The following is a 21,030-nucleotide window of genomic DNA, read 5'->3' on the forward strand; positions in this document are numbered from 1 at the left end:
TTAAAGTTTCGTTTCAAAATAATCTCTTACCTGTGGTACGCTCAGGCCAACAATCACCTGTATACTTTGACCGCTTTGCGCTATTCCGTGCGCCATTTGGTTATTTGTAAAGTAATCATTTCCTTTGACCAGATCAGGGTCCTTGACTGTCACACGCAGCCGTGTTGCACAGTTTGTGACATCTTTAATATTTTCTTTGCCGCCAAGTCCTTCTAAATAATAGACCGCTTTCTCTTCATATTCAGAATCATATTTAGGAGCTCCCTCTTCCTGACTGCCATTTTGTTTCGCATTCTGATAATCCTGTTTCGTATATAATTTAACCTCCTTCTCGTTTTTACGGCCTGGCAAGGCAATATCGAATTTAATAATAATCCATCTGAATATGACAAAGTACAATGCTACAAAGATAAACCCGACAATAGCCTGGACTATATAAATTCCTCCATGATTGGAAGAGAGTGGAATCCAGTTCAACGCAGCTATTTCAATAAAACCGGAACCCATCATACCAACGACACCAAACATGTTCATAATCGTCACCATGGTCGCCCCAAGAAGCGCATGGATAACAAATAAATATGGTGCGATAAATAAGAATGTAAATTCAAGCGGTTCGGTAATTCCTGCAAATACTGCTGTTAATGTAGCAGGCAATATTAACGCAAGTACTTTCTTTCTATTTTCTTTAGGTGTTGAATAGTACATGGCGAGTGCAATACCTAAACAGCCAAACATTTTAATGTTTCCATGCATTAAGAATCCGTATGGATAGAGATCCTTTAAGGGTGCTGTTGAGGTAGCAAATTCATTTAAATGGGTAATCCAGTATGGCTTTAACCCTTCGTTGACAGCTGCCGGTCCATATTCAAACGGTGTGTAGATAAAATGGTGCAGACCCGTTGGAATTAAAACACGTTCCAGAAAATGAAACAGCCAGACACCAAGATAACCGGCCTGTGTAATGAATCCCTGTAATGAGCCGATTCCCTGCTGAACATACGGCCATACAAATGCAATAAGAAAAGCAAAAGGAATCATTACAAAAAAGCCAATAATGGTAACGAATACAAGTCCTTGGAAAATACCCAGCATTTCAGGCAATTTCTTATCATAAAAATGATTGTGAATCCAAATAACAATACCGGATATTGCAATAGCCCCAATGATATTTGTATCCAATGTAGGAATACCGGCAATCTCTTTTACACCTGTTAAATGTTCAACTCCCTGGGATAAATCTACACCAAAGGTAGATGGCCAAAGTGTTAAAATAGCATTGATATAATTGTTAAAAACCAGATAAACCATCAACGCCGCAAGTGTTGCACGTGCTTGCGCTTTCTTAGCAAGTGAAATGGGCAACCCAATCACAAAAGCCAGCTCCATATGATCAAAAATCGTCCATCCTCCACTTTCAATAAGCGACCAGATGTTATACCACATCGTACCTTCTTCAGCGATGCTCCCCATGATAGCCGGATTTTTAAATAAGGTTGCAAGTCCGACAACGATACCAAAGAACGCAAATAAAAGAACGGGAACAATCATCGCACTGCCAAACCGCTTGATTGCATTCATAAACAAAACCCCTTTGTTTTAATCTATAATTTCAATATAAAGGCAGCGCTTTCAAATTCCAATGGGTTTGACGCGTTTAGAAATAGCGTAGTAACATTAGATTATATTTTCATAGATTGAAAATATTTTCAGAAGAAGAGGTGAATGAGATGATTTTAGATAAATTAGTAAACCAATACTATGATGATTTAAATGAGAACGACTTACATATTATTAAAACAATTCATGAGCATATTAATGAAATGAAAACGATGAAAATTCAGGATTTGGCTAACTATGCCCATACTTCCATTTCTTCCATCCATCGCCTTACTAGAAAGATAGGCTTGGACGGCTATAGTGATTTAAAATCTTATATTAAATTAAACAATTTCACCGAGGAAACAACCCAGGATTTAATGGAGCTGCTCAAACAAGATATACAGCAGACAATGAAGTACATGGAGCAATTGGACTTTCACCAGCTAAACCAGCTGATTGACCGCGCTCCTTATATTTATATTTACGGTACTGGAACAGCCCAGCTGGATTTAGCAAATGATGTGCAGAGGCAATTATGGTCGCTCCATAAGAAATCACAGGTAATGCGAAGTGAACGGGACTTTACAGATGGACTTGGGGAAATTGATAAGGACGATCTGTTATTTATTATTTCTTTATCTGGGGAGTCTAAAAACCTGGATGAAATCATTCATATGATTAAAACAAGAAATATTAAATATATCAGCGTAACGACATTGCGAAATAATTTACTGGCTCAAAATGCAATGTTTAATATCTATGTAAACAGCACACCATTTTATCTGTATAATAAAGTAGACAACTCGAGCTTTCTGCCGTTCTATATTGTTTTTGATATTATTGTCAGGAAGTTTAGTGAGTGGAAGATGGGAAGATAGAAACATGTACTGATAAAGAAACAGCTGCATTGATTAAATTATAATTTAATCAATGCAGCTGTTATTGGAGGTAATGTATTTCTGCAAGAGTATGGTAGCGTGAAGAATAAGATTCTATTACTATGAATTATATAATTTTCTTTTGCAAAAAAAAGACCAGCCCATAAAAGCTCGTCTTCTTGTTTCTTCACATCATTTCGTCAGTGATTCATTCTCATTTTCTTCACCTTGCTGCTCTCTTTCCTTCTTCAACCGCTCCTGACGCTGCCTCTGCCGGTAGCCATAAGTCGCATTAAGCACAACATCCTCATCTTCCAGTGCTGTACCGAGTGCACCAATAACTGTAGCCACACTGGCAGCAATCCAGGCAATGTAGAAATAATTGATCAGTCCTGGATCTCCTGTAAGCTGATCCTCAAGCATTCCCATTGGAATAAAAACAAATACACCGACCAGGAATAAACAAAACAGCATCACATAGTAAATACACACCGTAATCAATAAAGTAAAAAATGTCGTTGCATTATACAGTCTTCGCACATAGCTGATATTCTGATCCCGTTTTCTCTCCCATAACCGATGAATCAAAATAATCCATACCGTCATCGCCAATATAGAAAAAACAGTAAGCAAACACATTCTGAAAATCGTATAATGCTCACTTAACAGCCACAGGGTCGGAAAAACAAGTGCATACGAACCCGTAGCAAAAGCAATAATCAGGATTTTCATAAATGTCGGAAACAGAGACCAGGGCCGATTTGCCCGTACCATTCCAGCCAATAAACGGATAGAAATACTTCCTCTGCGTCCTACCGTAAAACGCACATCCAGGTATTCCTCTTCTCCATCATTCGGTGTTTCACGCTTAAGCGGAGACAACCAGCCAAGGAATCTGCTCGTCATCAAATTTTTGGGATCACCTACATTTATCCCTTTGTGTTTGCTCCGCTTTGATTCGATACGCAATGCAGAAATTTCCCGATTCTCCTCTGAGCTTCCGTAGTACATTTCATTAACGAGCTGCATAACCGATTCCCGCAAACGCCTGATCATCAAGGTTGATCCAAAGCTGGGCATACTGATCAGTGCTATACTTTCATCCTCATTTGCTTCAGCAACAATCATTCTATTGTCTATAAATAGAGGAATATCAGTCAGACAGACGGCATAAGCCCATTCCTTTTCCTCTTTCTTTTTCTTGGTAGCCTCCAGTATTTCTTTAGAATTTGCACCCCCGCCAAGCAAGGGATCTTCTATATAATCAATTTTCCATTCTATTTCTTCTTTTACATAATACTCAAGCAGTGATGGCAATTCATTTTGCAGCCTCGCTCCTATTTCTTCTGGATAACCTGGTGCAGTTATCAGACCTATATATTCTGTTGTTTCGCTCAATTTGGGTTCACCTCTATTTTCTGTATGCTATTTTCTGGTATAACTATGTTCCTTTAACCGAAAAATGGAATGTTTAAACACTTCATTTGTAGAATCGGAGTTAAACGGCCTCTATCTAAAATGGCCCGTAATGTAATAAATATTAATTTATCTTCAAAAAATACATCTTTCTTAAAAAATAAGCAGCTGGGAAAAATACTTCAACTAGCCTGAGATCGCTTCTTTCCAGATAAATCATCAGCAACCGGACTTCCTGTCATAATAATAACTCTATATTATTTTTTCTGAAAATTACTTGTTATCCTTCCGTATTTATGTTAAGGTTTTAAAAAGTTTAAACTTCTTTTTCTTTAAAATTGAAGGGGGGACTTCTTTTTGGAAGATATCCAGCCAATTAAAGACTTAATTGAAACGCATTTTAATACTTTATCGAAGAAACAGCAGAAGATAGCGAACTTCGTATTAAATAATCCAACCTTTGTTGGCACACATTCCGCAGCCGAGGTTGGAAAGAAAGCCGATACAAGCGAAACAACCGTTATCCGCTTCTGTTATGCACTCGGGCTTGAGGGATACGCGCAGCTGCAAAAGAAAATTACTTTATTTGTTTTTAACCAAAATACTGTCAGTACGCTGGGGAATTATTTTTCAGCAAAAAAGAAACTGTTTAACGACCAGCACCTGATCGAGAAAGCAATGGAAAAAGATATCGCGCAAATTGACAGAATTGCTAAACAAATAGATAAGGAATTATTTTATAAAGCAACCCATCAATTACATCAAGCAAAAAATATATATATTATCGGTGGCGGTGCATCCCAATTCCCTGTCCAGTGGCTGCATTTCACATTAAATATTCTACGGCCAAATGTATCTATTATTCAAACAGATACACCGGAGCTTATCCGGACAATGCAGGAAATAGATGAAGACTCTGTCGTAATCGTTCTTTCCTTGCACCGCTACTTTAAAGAGCCGATTCATATCGCGGAAGCTCTTCATAAACAGGGAATAACTGTGCTTGCTATAACAGATTCCAAGCTGGCACCAATCCAAAAGCACTGCTCTCATTCTTTTATATTGGAGCAGACAGAAAAATCAACGATTGATTTAATGCCATCGCTTATTTCCTTCCTTAATTTAATGGTAACAGGAATGATGACATTTGATCCGGATTATTATGATAAGCAGCGCGTGAACTTTGATGATTTTAATAATAGTTTTATTTCTGATAGATGGAGTTGAAAGGAATGACAAATCAAAAATTAGCAGAACGATTACAGCCAATCTTTAAACATCTGCACGATAATCCCGAAATAAGCTGGAATGAAGTAGAAACCACAGCATATCTGGTGCACTTTCTGCGCCAGCAGGGTTTAAAGCCACAAACTTTCAGCAATATGACAGGATTATATGTAGACATCGGGAAAGGGACTCCCAAGGTTGGGTTCAGAACCGATATAGACGCTTTATGGCAAGAGGTCAATGGAGAATTCCAGGCAAATCATTCATGTGGTCATGACGGCCATATGACAGTCGCTCTCGGCGTAGTGCTTTTATTAAAAGAGCTCGAACCAACTCTTCCTGGAGCTGTCCGTGTCCTTTTCCAGCCGGCCGAAGAAAAAGCACAGGGAGCAAAAGCTTTTGTTGACCAAGGTGTTGTCGATCCGCTCCAATATTTGTTCGGCACACATGTCCGTCCACTCATAGAATTAGAAGACGGAGCCTATGCACCAGCACTCCATCATGGTGCAGCTAAGCTGTTCACAGGAGAAATTCATGGTGTAGAAGCACACGGCGCAAGACCCGAACAGGGAGCGAATGCTATTGAGGCTGCAGCTGCACTGATTGATGGACTGAAGCGAATTTGGATCAGTCCTGCTGAATCTGCTTCTATCAAAATGACACAAATACAGGCAGGCGGTACATCTACAAATATCATTCCGGGCAGTGCCATATTCAGTATTGATGCACGGGCACAAACAAATGAAACAATGGAGGCTTTGACGGCAGGCTTTGAAAAAGCTGTTAAAGCTGTCAGTACACTGTATGATGTTTCCATTGATTATAAAGTAGATGCACATATTGCTGCAGCTCAAGTTGACGACACAGCCAAATCCATTATGAAGCAGGCAATTATCGATGTGGCAGGAGAAGAAAATTGCGCGCCGGAAGTCGTCACACCAGGCGGGGAAGACTTTCATTTTTATACGTATTCCAAGCCCCGGCTGCAAACAACGATGCTTGGTCTCGGATGCGGGGTTACACCAGGACTCCACCATCCAAAAATGACATTTAATCAAGAACGCCTGCCGACCGGAACAGAAATTATTACACGGGCACTTGTCCTGGCACTACAACAGACAAAGAAAGAAGCGATACAAAAATGATTCAATATAAAGAACTGAAAACAATGGCAGAAATGGAACAAATACAAGACCTTGAAGGCAGGGTGTGGGGAATGGCAACTCTTCCCACCCACCAGACGCTTACCGCAGTCAAAAATGGCGGCATCATCGTCGGAGCTTATGCAGATGGAGAGCTAATTGGATTCAGCTATGGATTTGCAGGCTTCAATAACGGCAAAAGCTATCTATGCTCCCATATGCTTGGTATTGACTCGGCGTACCGTTCCCGGGGCATCGGGGAAAAGCTGAAGCAAAGGCAGCGGGAGATTGCCATCCAGAAAGGCTATGACATGATGAAGTGGACATATGATCCGCTGGAAACACGTAATGCCTATCTCAATCTCACCAAGCTCAACGGTATTTGTAACACCTATATTCAAAATTGTTACGGCGAAATGCAGGATGGCTTTAATAAAGGACTCCCTTCAGACCGCTTTGAAATCCATTGGCATCTAAAAAGCCCATATGTGATTGAAAAACAATCGGTGAACCCGGAGAACCCGACAGCTCTAAATAAATTAACCTTTAACCAGGCAGGCTTACCCGTCTTTAACAAAGAAAAACAACCAGCTGAATTGACTGAATATTCCTATTCCATCAATGTACCTAAGGACTTCCAAGGATTAAAAGCGGCAAGTCAAGATTTGGCAATGGATTGGAGACTGCAGACAAGAGAGCTGTTTCAGAAACTTTTTAAAGTGGGCTACGCAGCTGTACGACTGAAAACCTATGAAAACTACGGAAAATATATTTTTGTAAGAAAAGAAATATTAGACCTTGGAGGAAATCAATCATGAAAATCACAGAAATCACTATCCGTCATTTACAAATGAAGCTAAAAGCACCATTTACAACAAGCTTTGGCACCTTTACAAACCGGGATTTTTTATTACTGGAAGCAAAAGATGAGGATGGCACTATCGGCTGGGGAGAGTCCGTTGCCTTCCACGCACCATGGTATAACGAGGAAACCCTGCAGACCAACTGGCATATGCTGGAGGATTTTTTAATCCCGCTTATTTTAAATAAAGAATTAAAGCACCCGGATGAAGTAAATGAAATCTTTGCTGCCATCCGAAAAAATAATATGGCAAAATCTACACTCGAAGGTGCCGTCTGGGATATTTATGCACAGCAGACCAGCCAGCCTCTCGCAAAAGCATTAGGGGGAACAAAAGAAAAAATTGAAGTCGGGATCAGTATCGGCATTCAAAAGTCTATTGATGAGCTCGTCACTTTAGTAGAGGGCTACATTCAAGAAGGCTATAAACGTATGAAAGTAAAGATTAAGCCCGGCTGGGATGTAGACGTGATGCGTACATTACGTGAAAAATTCCCGGACACAGCCATTATGGCAGATGCCAACTCTGCCTATCGTTTAGAGGATATTGACCTGTTAAAAAAGTTAGATGACTTTGACCTGACTATGATTGAGCAGCCTTTAGCATCCGACGATATTATTGATCACGCGCAATTGCAAAAGGAACTCAAAACACCAATCTGTTTAGATGAAAGCATCCACTCATTAGAAGATGCACGTAAAGCGGTCGAGCTTGGAAGCACAAAAATTATTAACATCAAAATTGGCCGGGTCGGCGGATTAACTGAAGCGAAGAAAATTCATGATTACTGTGCAGAAAACGGTATTCCAGTATGGTGCGGCGGTATGCTGGAATCTGGAATCGGCCGTTCCCATAATGTTGCTTTAACAACCTTGCCAAACTTTATCTTACCTGGTGATACCGCCGGTTCCAGCCGTTATTGGGAAAAAGATATTATCACACCGGAAGTTGTTGCAGAAAACGGTTATATCACGGTTCCAACAGCAGCCGGAATTGGTTATGAAGTAGATCGGGAAGCTGTAGAGTCCTACACCGTAGCAAAGAAAGATTACAAATAGGGGAGATAGTCAGATGAAAAAGAGTTTTCAAATAGGAAGTGCTTTTGTTGGGCTTATTGTCGGGGCTGGATTCGCTTCAGGACAGGAAGTGATGCAATATTTCACCAGTTTCGGTATCTGGGGTACGGTCGGTGGTATTATTGCCACCCTCCTCTTTATCTTTTTAGGCTACACCTTTGCCCAGCTGGGAACAGACCTGCAGGCATCCTCCCATAAAGGCGTTATTTATTATATAGGCGGACGTTATATTGGAGCGATATTGGATATCTTGATTACCTTTTTCTTATTCGGTGTGGCCGTTGTTATGTTTGCAGGCTCCGGATCCACCTTTGAGCAAATGTTTGGCATTAACACCATGGCAGGAAGCATCATAATGGTGACATTGACTATTCTGACACTATTATTAAACACACAAAAAATTATCGGCATCATCGCAGCAATTACACCTTATTTAATTGCGATCATCTTTATCATTTTAATCTATTCCATTTTCACAATGGATTTATCCCTTGCTGAAGCAGATACGATAGCAAAAGAACAAACTTCTGCAGCATCGAACTGGCTGTTAAGCGCCTTTCTCTATGTATCTTATAATCTGGCAGCAGGTGCAGCATTACTAATCGTCATGAGCGGCGGCGAGAAAGACCGTAAAGTTGCAGGCCTTGGAGGTATTTTAGGAGGCGTTATGCTGGGCGGATTGATTATCCTGATTCATATTGGTATGTTCGTGAAAATAGATGTTGTTGCAGGAATGGACATGCCAACACTTGCATTAGCAGAACAAATCCACCCGGTTGTCGGCATCCTTATGGCCATCGCCCTCCTTGGAATGATGTACAATACGGCAGTTGGTATGTTCTATTCCTTTACGGTACGATTTATCTCACCTGATAGTAAAGCCTATAAACCTGCTGTGGTCATCATTGGATTACTTGGATTTGTGTCAAGCTTTGCCGGATTTACAACACTTGTCGGAAAGGTATATTCTACGATGGGCTATCTGGGATTCGCTTTGATTATTGCAGCGATTATTGCCTGGTTCAGGAGAGGTAAGGCTGGGGTTTAAGTATATTATGTAACCATGATTCTCAAAATGAATATTGGGAAGAAACATCTGGACCTAAAACAAGAGCTTACATAGTTTTAGGTCCGGATGTTTTTAATTAGAATGATAAACCTGACCTGTTTACCAGCTTACATTTAAATACCTTTTCCGTTTTTTAAAATATCCATCGGCAGGGAAGCAGGCATCTCGAATTTTGATGTCATTTCATAGTATTTCCTTTCCTGGCTGGAAGTATATAATCCCTGCATTGCTTCTAATACATGAAGCCCCAGGTGTCCATCTGCCCGATGCTTCCTTTGCTTAATAATAGCATCCGCCATGTCCAAGACTCCTATCCCCCTGCTATTTCCCCTAAAGCTATGCGTAAGTGGTACTTCTTCAAAATCCAATTGACCTTGTTTTTTCACATAGACAGAACCGGAAAAATTATTCGGGTCTGGGACAATAAGGCTGCCGGTAGTACCATGGATTTCAATATTTGAACTCCTAGTTCCCCAAACATCAAAACTTGTAATAAGTGTACCTATCACTCCATTTTGGAAATCCAATAACCCGGCCACATGTGTCGGCACGTCCACATCTATCTCCTCACCGTAGTTAATTTCACCAGTAATAACTCTCTTAGGAGAAGATATCTTTGCCATACCTGATACACTCTTTATCGGCCCTAACAAAGTTGCAAGTGCAGTTATATAATAAGGCCCCATGTCAAATAGTGGTCCTGCACCCTGTTTATATAAAAATCCCGGACTGGGATGAAAGCTTTCCGGTCCACGGTACATCATATAAGCAGTAGCAGCAAGGGGGGTACCTATCCACCCATCATCAATTAATTTACGGGCCGTCTGGATTCCCCCGCCTAAAAAAGTATCCGGGGCTACACCTACCAGCAAGTTTTTTTCCCTCGCCAAATCCATAATCTCTTCTCCATCTTTTAATTCCGTTGCTAAAGGTTTTTCACTATAGCTGTGCTTACCAGCATGAATCGTTTTAAGATGGATTTCTGCATGCGCATTGGGATTTGTCAGATTAACTACTAAGTCAATATCTGGATTAGCTAATAGTTCTTCAACCGTGCAAGCTATTGGTATACTAAATTCCTGTGCTTTCTCCTTGGCTCTGAAAATATCTAAATCAGCACAAGCTAATACCTCCATGTTATAAAACGCTTTCAAATTCTCAAAATAAATAGAACTAATATTTCCACAACCGATAATCCCTACATTAATTTTTTGCATATTTTAAAATCCTTTCTTAATCACTTTTAAAAGCCCATACTCAACTCTTACAAAAAACAGAGTATTTTACAATCAAAATCTATAATACTATAAATTTTAGTCTCTCTGTCTTAAATCAGCAACAATGTCAGCATGAAAATTATCCAATTTATAAAAGAATAAAGCTATAATTTGAATAATAGTCAAAACAATCAAACCAGCATACATAATAACTCTTATCATATCCTGAGCGGACGCAGTAATAGCATCAGGATCATACCCAGCCCACGCTAGAGCATATGCTACTGCAGCCGACCCAATAGCAATGCCGAATTTAGTCGCAAAGCTATAAGCTGAATACAGTAACCCATCTGTTCTTTTACCGTATTTCCACTCTTGATAATCAATAGAGTCTGCTAATAAGGCAAAGTTTGCAGCACCATTAACACCAATAAAAGTAAATGCGATGAAAAACACTGTTGTAAAAATAGCAAATGACCCATTCTCCAAAAGAAGCATGATAATGAATAGGGGTATACAAAGTGTCAGTAAAATAATACTTCCATTTCTATTACCCAATCTTTTAAGAATAAACGGAGCGATTGCTCCTCCGACAAAATTCGCAACATTTGCCAGAGTTAAGTACAACGGAACCATCTGCGGCTGTTCTAATACATAAGTTACATAGTATATTAATACTCCAAAAAATAAACCTATACGCAAGAAATAAATCAAGGAATTAACTGCAACCATCAACCAAGGGATATTTTTGAACATATTGACAGCAGCTTTTCTAAACACGATCGGGTTATCCTGATCAACTGGTTCTGTAAAACGTTCCTTACAAAATTTAAAAGTAAACATAAATAGAACGATGGCGACTATTGAATAAAGGGCCATCGTAATAGGAAACCCCAGCTGCTGGTTACCATTTCCCAATAGATCTACCAGTGGAAGTGTGAGCGCAGAAACTGCAATCGATCCTGCAGCTAACCCCATCATCCGAAAGCTGCCTAATTTGGACTTCTCTATGGAGTCTCTGGTCATGAGAGGCATTAAAGCGCCATAAGGTAAATTGATCCCTGTATAAATCATACCTAATAAACAATAAGTAATGTACGCATAAATTATTTTCCCTGTAGTTGAAAAATCAGGAGTTATAAAAGTCAGCACACTTAAAATTGCAAACGGAATTGCTAAGTATAATATATATGGTCTGGCTTTTCCGTGTTTTGAATTTGTTTTATCCACAATAATCCCCATAATAGGGTCATTCACGGCGTCCCAAATTCTTGTAATTAGAAAAAGTGTCCCGACTACTGCAGCCGATATCCCAAAAACATCTGTATAAAAGAAAAGCAGATAACTTGTTGTCATTCCCCAAACAAAATTTGAAGCCAAATCGCCAAAACCATAACTGACTTTTTCCAACATTCCCAATTTCTCAGGTTTTCCATTGTCCGTTTCTGCCGCCACAGGACTAACATTTAATTCTGCCAAATCTTTTCCCCACCTCTCCCAAATTTATTTCCTTCACCTAAAAATTTTCAGAATTAATAACAAGTTTTTTATATAAAGCTAGCCCGAGTAACCATTAAATAGAATTTTTCTCGGGCTAGTTTCTGCTTTGTTTTCTTCATTTTCTACACACAAGAATCATTAATGTATCTGAACACATTGACTAACTTAATTCAACAACTTTCCCCGTTTCGGCAGACTTGTAAATAGCTTCTAAAATCTGTGTAACAACCAAAGCCTCTTCTGGTTTTACCAAAGGGTCTGTATCATTTAAAATACAGTCAATCCATTGTGTTGCTTCGGCATCTCTTTGTTCAAGTGATTCACCTGAAAATCCATATACTCCTTCGGCTCCGGAAGGTTTTGTCTCCACTAGCTGATTATGAGCAACATTGTTAAATACAACATACCCCTTGTCTAAAAAAGCTTCCCCGAACATTTCTGCGCCGCCTTTTGTACCACAAAGGGTTACCTGAGCTTCTTTGGTATTTACCATATTGATAGCCCAGGCAGATTCCAGAAAGATTGTTGCACCATTTTCCATTTTTATAAAACCAAAAGCCGAATCTTCCGTCTCAAATGACTCCGGCTCCCAAGGACCAAACATGTTTCCTTCAGGCCTATCTTTCAATTTTTGATAAGTCGATCCAAATACACTTTTGGGTTTATAGTTATTCATACACCATAACGCTAAATCTAACGCATGTGTTCCAATATCAATTAGCGGTCCTCCACCCTGTTTTTCCTTATCAGGGAAAACGCCCCATGTTGGTACACCCCGTCTTCTTACCGCATGTGCTTTTGTTAAATAGATGTCACCAAGCTCATCGTTCTTACAAGCTTCATGCAATATCATGGAGTCTTGACGGAATCGATTTTGGTAACCTATGGTTAATTTTTTTCCTGTCCGGCGTGCCGTTTCCAGCATTTGTTCCGCTTCTTTAGCATTAATAGCCATAGGCTTTTCACACATAACATGTTTACCCGCTTCTAGTGAGTAAATTGTAATTTCTGCATGAGATATATTGGGTGTACACACATGAACTACATCAATATCTATTTCTTCAAGCATATTTTTATAATCGATATATGCTCTTGCTTCTGTACCTCCGTACTCTTTTAATGCTTGTTCAGCTCTTTCTTCTATGACATCACAAAAGCCTACCAGTTCTGTTTTATCCTTAAGTTTTGCAAGAGCAGGCAGATGTTTTTGGAGAGCTATACCTCCACATCCAATAATCGCTATTTTCAACTTATTTTTATTCAACTGCATCAGCCCCCAAAATAACTATTCATTTAGCATCTTTTTTAAATTTTTATAACTGATTTCAATACTTTCCAGTTGATTTCTCGTTGTTAAATCCTGTTCTACTAAAATATATTTTGCACTTCCAATATCCTTCGCCGTTTTAATGATTTCTGGAATATCCATCATTCCATCTCCAATTTCCGTGAAGTACTCAGGCTGAGAAAATGGGATGAAAGCATCAAAATCAATTACTGTATTTTCATCTATACTTTCAAAAGCGTTTACTGGATTCGTTGATGATGGCATATCCTTTTGGTGAATAATTTTACATCTATCTTTTACTTTTTTCAGATAGTCAACCGGATCTACGCCACCTCTTAATGTCCAATAAGTATCAAATTCAAGCTTAACCAGTTCAGGGTCCGTGTTCTCTAATATAATATCAAGGACATGTTCTCCATCAAATTTTTGAAACTCTTGGAAGTGATTGTGATAATAGAAATCAAGACCCTTCTCTTTACATTTTTGTCCATACTTATTTAGTGTTTTACTAAAATCTAAGACCTCTTGTTTATTACTGAAAAATGCAATAGAACAGCCTATTCCTCCACTTCCCAGCTCTAAATTATAAGTAATTGCCTCTTCCAAAATTTCATCAGTAAGAGGAGATACATGCATGGAAATCGCTTTAAGTCCCAGCTCTTCTAATCTATTTTTTAAATCTTTCGCTTCCAGACCCTCTATTTTCATTTCTTTATCTGCATCATGAATAAAAAATTCTAAATTCTGATAACCAATATCCGCAATCTTTTTTAATGTAGAAAAATAATCCTTTGCCAACTCATCACGTACTGAAAATAACTGCAATCCCATAGATAATGTCATATGCATCCCCTTTTCATATTTTGTAATCGATTACATTTGAGCATTTAATTAATACAACCTATCAAGACTATTATGTCTTTTTCTCGAAATATACTTTAGATTTCTTAACCTATAAAAGATAGATTACATCCCAATTTCAGAAAATGTAATCGATTACTTCAAAGTCTATATTTACTCAAAAATAATGTCAAGTAAAAATTCGTATTTATCTATTTTTTCATTTTTTAACAATATTTGTCAGTTGTAAAGTCACCTTCAGGTAGTTTCACGAATAATTAACTGATGATCCAAAACACGGCTTTCTACTTCTTCACCTTTAATCTTGCTCATAAGCATCTGAGCTGAGATAGCCCCCAGATCATACATCGGTTGTGCTACTGTAGTTAGAGGAGGGTATACCACATTCGAAATTTCAATATTATCAAAACCAAACAAAGCCATTTCTTCTGGTACCTTCAGCTGATTTATATGTAACTCCTTCAATGCTCCTACTGCCAATACATCTGAAACAGCAAAAACAGCAGTTGGCCGATCAGTCTGATTCAACAAAACTCTCATTGCCTGCTGTCCAGACTCAAAATTTAAATACTTGGTATTATAGATCCACTCATCTTTAACCTTCAAATCAAACTCTTTTAGTGCTTTTTCATATCCGCTATAACGTTCTGATGCGTAAAGGAACTTTTTATCAAAATTTATAAGTCCTATTTTTTTATGCCCGAGTTTGATCAAATGCTTAACAGCTTGATAAGCTGCCCGTTTACTGTCAATCGTTACATAAGAAAGGGTATTATCTTTAGCATATTCACTGCACTGTACAATTGGGTATTTATTAGAAAGCTCAATTAAGCTCTCCTTATTCACTGTAGGATCCATGGAGATAATGCCATCAGCCAACTTATTCTTAATCATATTAAAGAATATAACTTCTCTATCCGGATCTGAGTCTGTTTCACATAAGAGAATATTATATCCGGATGCTATCGCTTTATCTTGAATACCATTTATTATTTGCGCATAAAATGGATTGGAAACACTGGGTAAGAGCACCAGAAGCAATCCGCTTCGGGAAGTTCTCAAGCTTCTCCCCAAAACACTTGGTTCATAATTTAACTCTCTGATTGCATTTTGAACTTTAAACAGTGTTTGTTTTTTAACCTTATCCGGAGTATTAATCACACGTGAAACTGTAGCAACAGAAACACCTGCGTATTTAGCAACTTCCTGTATAGTAGCCATTAGTACTTCCTCCATTATCAAAAGTAATCGATTACATTTTTTTGAATATAGTTGATTTTTCTTATCTTTATTATCATACAATCAATTTTATATAATTGAAAGAGTATCTGTTCAATATGGTCTGAGACATTAAATACTTCTCATTTTAGCTTTTTTGTTATACCTATAAAGAACTTGGATTATCTCCTCAAGTATGAAAAAAGTACCTCCTTCCAATAGATAGATTTATCCTGTCGGCAGAGGTACTTCTTTATTTGTATATTGATTCGTTGAAAAATTCCAGGATATAATAGTTTTAAATGTAAAAATGACAACACTTTTCATTCTAAATAAAGGTCGTTAACAAGGTACCCCAAACTAATGTAATTAAGGCAGCAAAAATCATCGCTAATGAAGAAAAAACAGATTCCTGTTTTCCATATTCCAATGCTTTACTCGTACCGACGCCATGTGCTCCCATTCCTAAAGCCAGCCCCTTCGCAATCGGTGTCTTGATGGATAGCCACTTCAGCACTTTAGGGCCGACAATTCCGCCTGCTATCCCGGTTATAATAACAAAAACCGTTGTCAATGCCGGCAGTCCGCCAATTTCTTTAGATACCTCCATTGCAATAGGCGTTGTAATTGATCTTGGAAGAATAGATACAATAAAATCATCGCTCAAATGAATTAACTTTGATAATAAAAATGTTGAAACCATAGCCACAAGTGTTCCAATTGTAATGCTGACGGCAATTGTTCCGAGATATTTTTTTATAATCGCTAAGTTCTTATAAATAGGAACTGCAAATGCAACTGTAGCTGGTGCCAGCATGTGCGACAACAGTTTCGAGCCCTGCAAGTATTGATTGGCAGATACATGAGTGATGGTGATTAACACGATTAATAGTATTGGCGCCAGCAGCAATGGATGAAAGGCAGCTATGGTTACTTTTTTATAAATCTTTTTAGAAAGTAAATAAATCAGATACGTTACAATAGTAAATACTGCAATAATCAATGCCCTTCCCCCTTTTTCCTGGCAGATACTTTTTCTGCAGTTAAGGCCGTTACACCCATGACAATCATCGTACTGATAAGAATCAGGAATATAATCCCCAGCCCCTGCATACTGAAAATCTGTTGATAATTCACAATTCCTACTGCCGAAGGGATAAAGAACAGCAACAGCTCAGCCATTAGCCATTTAGCCCCCTGCTCTACCCATTCCAGCTTGATTACATGGCAGCACAATGCTACAAACAATAAAAACAACCCAATCATAGAAGACGGGATTGGCAAAGGAATAAAGTGTTTTAATGCTATTCCTAAGAAGAGAAAAACATGTAAAAAACCTATTTGTAAAATAACCCCCATTATTTTCATCCGTTTCCCCTTCTTTATCCTTGATTTCAAATTAACTAATAACCATATTACGCTCCTTTATATCATTCGTAAAATACATATTAATCATACTTTTCATAACTACAAGTTATAATGAATCCGTTAAAATAAAATCAATAAACTTCCTTCCTGCATTGGAAATGTACTTCCCTTTTTTCGTAATGACAGCCAGCTTCCATAAGATAGTCGGTTTAAGACGAATAACTTTAATATCCTTCGTAAACAGACGGTTACAGATTGACTGTGGTAAAATGGCTATTCCCAAATTGGCTGCTACCATCTCCGACATCAAATCCCACTGCATACTCTTAAATAAAATTTTCGGTTCAAAGCCTGCCGTAATAAAGAAATGATTTCGCACAATTTGATTTAAGGCAAATTCCTCGTGGTAAAAGATAAATTCTTCATCCCTTAGCTCCTTTCCATCTACTTCATTAAATAAAGCCAGTGGATGATCCTTATGAACAATCAGCTTCATCTCCTCTTCCACGATAGGATAAACATCGAAAACCTGTTCATCTATAGGAAGTACCGCCACACCAAGCTCAAACTCTCCCTCTTCTACACTTTTTACAACTCTGGCTCCCCCATATTCGGTAATATCTAATTTAATATTAGGAAAGCTGCGATGAAAATTCTTCATAACCTTCGGGAAAAACAGACTTCCAATAAAAGGAGGCAGTCCAATATTTAACTGTCCTACTGCAAAATTAGTCAAATCATCTAACGTCAATTTCATTTCATCTACTAACCCTGTTATTTCCTTTGTGTATTCCAGCACCATATTTCCCGCATCTGTTAAGTCGATCGTCTTGTTAGTGCGGATAATCAGAATCGTTCCAAGCTCCTCCTCCAAAGACTTAATAGACTTACTTAGCGCCGGTTGGGAAATATGTATTTGCTGGGAAGCTTTTGTAATGCTTTTATACTTCGCCACTTCTTTAAAATAAAGTAATTGTTTTAATTCCAAAACTGTCACCTCCGTTTTTTACTATAACCAATATATCATTTTTTAGAAAAACATTAATTCTTCCCCCATTCAAATGAAATATTTCGTTAATCTTTCCAGCAAATATCCACTCAAGTTATAATGATAACTAAAGAACAGTGCGCACCTGTTGAAAGGAGAGAATCATGGATATTTTAATGAAGATTCAAGAGGACTATCTGAACTTTTCCAAACAAGAAAAGAAAATTGCTGACTACATACTGCGCTTCAGCCATGAGATTAATAATATGAAAATTGGGGAGCTGGCAAACAGAACCGGCACATCTAATGCCTCCATTACAAGATTTGTAAAAAGAATTGGTTGTAATAACTATTCTGATATGAAATTTCTCATTAATGCCAAAGCAGAAACGAAAGAGAATCAGGAAACACATGGGATAGCAGACGAAGTCTTTGTATACTATCAAAACGTTATCAAAAATACACAGCGGCTAATTGATATAAATAAAATTAAAGAATTTCTAACCTTAATAAAACAGGCCTCCAATATTAATATCATCGGCATCAGCAGCTCTGGTGTTACCGCAGACCTTTTCAGCATCCGGTTAATGCGGATGGGTTTAACGGCAAAAAGTTATTCTGATCCTTTATGGATGCTTATGCAGGCCAGCATAGCAAAACCAGGAGATCTATATATAGCTATTTCAAACAGCGGCACTACTCATTCCATTGTAGAAACACTTACAGAAGCAAAAAAAAATGGTGCAACCATTGTTTCTATCACCGGTTATTTTGAGAACCCCGTTTCTAAATTAAGTGATCTGGTGTTTTACGTATATAATACCCGTTTTGTCCATGATGAAAAATTTTCCAACTCGCAGTTTTCAATGGTTTATTTAATGGATGTTATTACAACCTTTCTTCTGGAGGATGAAGAATTTAAAGATAAAACACTCAAAACAAGAGAAATTGTTGGAGATTTATAAAAAATATTAAAAAATTTCGCGCAAGAACTTGAGAAAAGGAAAATTATTTTCAAGTTCTTTTTTTATCGCAGTGTAACTGGCTATAAGACTCCCACTTCTAGAATAGAGAAAAATTAAATATTCTAGGTGGGAGGTCAACAGCCAGTAACGGCCCGATTGGTTCAACTAACATTCAGTGGAGGATGAAAAGAAAATCCCCCACTAAATGAAGTTTCACTTTATATTTCTTAAATAAACAGAAGGCTCTTTTGCAAAATGAATTGCAAAGAGACTGCTTTCACGCTTATTTTTGGTAATTATTATCGTAATTTATATATTGAAATAATAATTATCATAGTTTATGATATGTATAAATTCTGAGCAGCACTAAAGGAGGTATTTTGTGGGGGAATACAAACAACCATACACAATTTCAAATATAGAAATACAGAGGAACGATAATCAGCTGACAATACAATTAGCAAATTCATCAAAATCAGAACATCAGTTATATGTAGGTAAAGAACCGAAAGCAGAACGAATCAACAAATTACTCGACACCAGCTCAACTGGTGAGTTTACCGTTTCTTTACCCGTAGCGGAAGGACCTTATTATTTTTTAATTAAATCCGATGATATTCAGACCAATATCTTTTCAGAGCGTGTCATCCAATTACATGGAGCAATTAATATCCGCGATATGGGCGGTTATGAAACGAATGATGGCAGAGTTACAAAATGGGGACTGCTATTTCGCGGCGATCAATTATCAAAATTAGATGCAGAAGATGTAAAGCTGCTGGAAAGAATGAATTTGAAAACCATTGTCGATTATCGTTCAGACCATGAACGCAGCATAAATCCAAATGTAGAAATAGAAACTGTAGCAAATACTTATCATTGCGATCCACATTCAAGCTTCTCGGAAGCAGCAGCCAATGCGATCGATTTGCATAGCGAAAACGTAAAACTTGTAAGCGCTTTAGAAAATGGTGAGATTGATCCTAAATACATTAATGGCAAAGGCGAAAATGTCATTGAAGATTACCGTAAATTAATTGATTCCGATGAAGCCAAAAATGCTTATGGAAAATTTCTTCAAATATGTGCAGACAGCGAAAATCTTCCGCTTGTTCATCACTGCCGAGGAGGAAAAGACCGGACAGGCTTAGGCTCTATGTTCCTGCTACTGCTGTTAAATGTGAAAGAAGAAGAGATCATTCGGGATTATGTTCTTACAGGAATTATCAGAAAAGAAAGGAACCAATTAAAATATCAGCACTACAGCGATTTAACATCGAATCAAGACTATTTAAACTATCTCATGGCGATGATTGAAACCAGAGAAGAATATGTGAAGGCCAGCATTGATAGATTGAAAGAGATGTATGAATCAGTAGATACCTATATGATTCAGCATTTTGGACTGACAGAAAAGCAAATAGAAAAAATGAGAGAGATATATCTGGAGGAGAGTGTTGCAAAATGAGCCAAGTAGCAGTACTTGTTGCAAGTCACGGAGAATTTGCCAAGCATGCATTGAAAAGCGCAGAAATGATTGTTGGAGAGCAGGATAATTATGGTGTTGTCACAGTAAGCATGGACTTAACATTGGCAGATGCTGAAAAGGAGCTTGCGGAAGAATTAAATAAATTAGACCGCAGCGCAGGAACCGTTATTTTAGTAGATATTTTTGGAGGAACCCCCTCCAACATGAGCGGAAGAATCGTGCTTTCTGAAGAGAATGTCTTAGCTGTCAGCGGTTTAAATCTGCCAATGCTGCTTGATTTATTAAGCAATCGGGAAAGAAGTTTAGATGAAATTGCGGGATCCTTGAAAAACACCTATCAAGAGGGCTTTACAAATATAACAGAGCAACTAAACAAAGGAGAAGATGAAGATGAGTGTGAAATTTTGTAGAATTGATGACCGATTAATTCATGGCCAAGTCGTAACTACATGGGTGAATGTTCATAGTATTGAGCAGGTAATTATTTTAAACGAAACTGTCGCACATGATAAAATTCAATCAAATGTTTTGAAAATGAGTGCACCCAGCAATATTAAATTGCATATTTTTTCACCTGAAAAATTCCTGGAGGTCATTCAAAAAAATCCGCTTTCCCGAAACACCATGCTGCTGTTTTCTTCCCCGCTGGATGTTGAGAAGCTGGTTAATGCAGGCTATAACATTGAAAGCCTGAATGTTGGCGGAATGCGCGGAAATGCAGAACGCACCCAATATACAAAAGCAGTATCACTGACGCCGGAAGAAAAAGCTTCCTTTGAAAGATTACTTGCAAAGGATATAGATATCACTATTCAAATGGTACCCAGCGAAGCACGTGTAAAAATGAATGAGGTGATTTAGTC

General features: G+C 38.1%; 20 protein-coding genes. 10 read left to right on the forward strand and 10 right to left on the reverse strand.

All coding sequences use genetic code 11. The features are described 5' to 3' along the window. Positions 1-1,581: an alpha-glucoside-specific PTS transporter subunit IIBC gene (locus IEX29_RS10835; protein WP_188734487.1), complete on the reverse strand. Its 1,581-nt coding sequence runs from the start codon at positions 1,579-1,581 to the stop codon at positions 1-3. A 149-nt stretch (positions 1,582-1,730) separates the two neighbouring features. Between IEX29_RS10835 and IEX29_RS10840 the strand changes: the two genes are divergently transcribed. Next, the gene (locus IEX29_RS10840) at positions 1,731-2,480 is read left to right on the forward strand and encodes a MurR/RpiR family transcriptional regulator (RefSeq protein WP_188734488.1); all 750 of its coding nucleotides are present in this window, start codon (positions 1,731-1,733) and stop codon (positions 2,478-2,480) included. A 192-nt stretch (positions 2,481-2,672) separates the two neighbouring features. Here IEX29_RS10840 and IEX29_RS10845 read toward each other — a convergent pair whose 3' ends face one another. Beyond that, positions 2,673-3,878 carry a hypothetical protein gene (locus tag IEX29_RS10845; RefSeq protein ID WP_188734489.1) on the reverse strand — a complete coding sequence of 402 codons (1,206 nt, stop codon included), beginning with the start codon at positions 3,876-3,878 and terminating at the stop codon, positions 2,673-2,675. 375 nt (positions 3,879-4,253) lie between these two features. Here IEX29_RS10845 and IEX29_RS10850 point away from each other — a divergent pair, with 375 nt between their 5' ends. The 5 genes from IEX29_RS10850 to IEX29_RS10870 are packed head-to-tail and all read left to right on the forward strand — an operon-like array spanning position 4,254 to position 9,252. After that, positions 4,254-5,123, forward strand: a complete 870-nt coding sequence (locus IEX29_RS10850) for a MurR/RpiR family transcriptional regulator (protein ID WP_188734490.1) — start codon at positions 4,254-4,256, stop codon at positions 5,121-5,123. A gap of 5 nt (positions 5,124-5,128) precedes the next feature. Further along, positions 5,129-6,268 (forward strand): amidohydrolase, encoded by a 1,140-nt coding sequence (locus IEX29_RS10855; protein ID WP_188734491.1) that lies wholly within the window; start codon positions 5,129-5,131, stop codon positions 6,266-6,268. Further along, the gene (locus tag IEX29_RS10860) at positions 6,265-7,083 is read left to right on the forward strand and encodes a GNAT family N-acetyltransferase (RefSeq protein WP_188734492.1); all 819 of its coding nucleotides are present in this window, start codon (positions 6,265-6,267) and stop codon (positions 7,081-7,083) included. Before IEX29_RS10855 ends, IEX29_RS10860 begins: the two co-directional genes overlap by 4 nt. Next, a complete protein-coding gene (menC, locus tag IEX29_RS10865) occupies positions 7,080-8,186 on the forward strand; it encodes an o-succinylbenzoate synthase (RefSeq protein WP_188734493.1) in 1,107 nt (368 codons plus the stop codon). The genes IEX29_RS10860 and menC overlap by 4 nt, the downstream gene beginning before the upstream one ends. 13 nt (positions 8,187-8,199) lie before the next feature. Then, complete coding sequence (locus IEX29_RS10870; RefSeq protein ID WP_188734494.1) at positions 8,200-9,252, forward strand: YkvI family membrane protein; 1,053 nt, start codon at positions 8,200-8,202, stop codon at positions 9,250-9,252. 134 nt (positions 9,253-9,386) lie between these two features. Here the strand turns inward: IEX29_RS10870 and IEX29_RS10875 are convergent, their stop codons facing one another. From IEX29_RS10875 to IEX29_RS10910, 8 genes are all read right to left on the reverse strand, one after another. After that, a complete protein-coding gene (locus IEX29_RS10875; protein ID WP_188734495.1) occupies positions 9,387-10,490 on the reverse strand; it encodes a Gfo/Idh/MocA family protein in 1,104 nt (367 codons plus the stop codon). A gap of 96 nt (positions 10,491-10,586) precedes the next feature. Then, positions 10,587-11,969, reverse strand: coding sequence for an MFS transporter (locus IEX29_RS10880; RefSeq protein WP_188734496.1), 1,383 nt, complete (start codon positions 11,967-11,969; stop codon positions 10,587-10,589). Between the two features lie 181 nt (positions 11,970-12,150). Next, entirely contained in the window at positions 12,151-13,254 is a 1,104-nt protein-coding gene (locus IEX29_RS10885) for a Gfo/Idh/MocA family protein (RefSeq protein ID WP_229720179.1), read from the reverse strand. 21 nt (positions 13,255-13,275) lie between these two features. Then, entirely contained in the window at positions 13,276-14,121 is an 846-nt protein-coding gene (locus IEX29_RS10890) for a sugar phosphate isomerase/epimerase family protein (protein ID WP_188734498.1), read from the reverse strand. A gap of 255 nt (positions 14,122-14,376) precedes the next feature. Continuing rightward, positions 14,377-15,360, reverse strand: a complete 984-nt coding sequence (locus IEX29_RS10895; RefSeq protein ID WP_188734499.1) for a LacI family DNA-binding transcriptional regulator — start codon at positions 15,358-15,360, stop codon at positions 14,377-14,379. Positions 15,361-15,685: 325 nt separating this feature from the next. Then, complete coding sequence (locus IEX29_RS10900) at positions 15,686-16,360, reverse strand: LrgB family protein (RefSeq protein WP_188734500.1); 675 nt, start codon at positions 16,358-16,360, stop codon at positions 15,686-15,688. Further along, positions 16,357-16,725: a CidA/LrgA family protein gene (locus IEX29_RS10905; RefSeq protein WP_188734501.1), complete on the reverse strand. Its 369-nt coding sequence runs from the start codon at positions 16,723-16,725 to the stop codon at positions 16,357-16,359. Before IEX29_RS10905 ends, IEX29_RS10900 begins: the two co-directional genes overlap by 4 nt. Before the next feature lie 106 nt (positions 16,726-16,831). Beyond that, the gene (locus tag IEX29_RS10910; RefSeq protein ID WP_188734502.1) at positions 16,832-17,713 is read right to left on the reverse strand and encodes a LysR family transcriptional regulator; all 882 of its coding nucleotides are present in this window, start codon (positions 17,711-17,713) and stop codon (positions 16,832-16,834) included. Between the two features lie 164 nt (positions 17,714-17,877). Between IEX29_RS10910 and IEX29_RS10915 the strand changes: the two genes are divergently transcribed. The 4 genes from IEX29_RS10915 (at position 17,878) to IEX29_RS10930 (ending at position 21,028) form a co-directional block, all read left to right on the forward strand. Further along, positions 17,878-18,678, forward strand: a complete 801-nt coding sequence (locus IEX29_RS10915) for a MurR/RpiR family transcriptional regulator (protein WP_188734503.1) — start codon at positions 17,878-17,880, stop codon at positions 18,676-18,678. A 382-nt stretch (positions 18,679-19,060) separates the two neighbouring features. Then, complete coding sequence (locus IEX29_RS10920; protein ID WP_188734504.1) at positions 19,061-20,146, forward strand: tyrosine-protein phosphatase; 1,086 nt, start codon at positions 19,061-19,063, stop codon at positions 20,144-20,146. Then, complete coding sequence (locus IEX29_RS10925) at positions 20,143-20,577, forward strand: PTS sugar transporter subunit IIA (protein WP_188734505.1); 435 nt, start codon at positions 20,143-20,145, stop codon at positions 20,575-20,577. Before IEX29_RS10920 ends, IEX29_RS10925 begins: the two co-directional genes overlap by 4 nt. Then, the gene (locus IEX29_RS10930; RefSeq protein ID WP_188734506.1) at positions 20,558-21,028 is read left to right on the forward strand and encodes a PTS sugar transporter subunit IIB; all 471 of its coding nucleotides are present in this window, start codon (positions 20,558-20,560) and stop codon (positions 21,026-21,028) included. The genes IEX29_RS10925 and IEX29_RS10930 overlap by 20 nt, the downstream gene beginning before the upstream one ends. Positions 21,029-21,030: the final 2 nt, after the last annotated feature.

This window comes from Oceanobacillus neutriphilus (genome assembly GCF_014645515.1).
Taxonomy (GTDB): domain Bacteria; phylum Bacillota; class Bacilli; order Bacillales; family Amphibacillaceae; genus Oceanobacillus; species Oceanobacillus neutriphilus.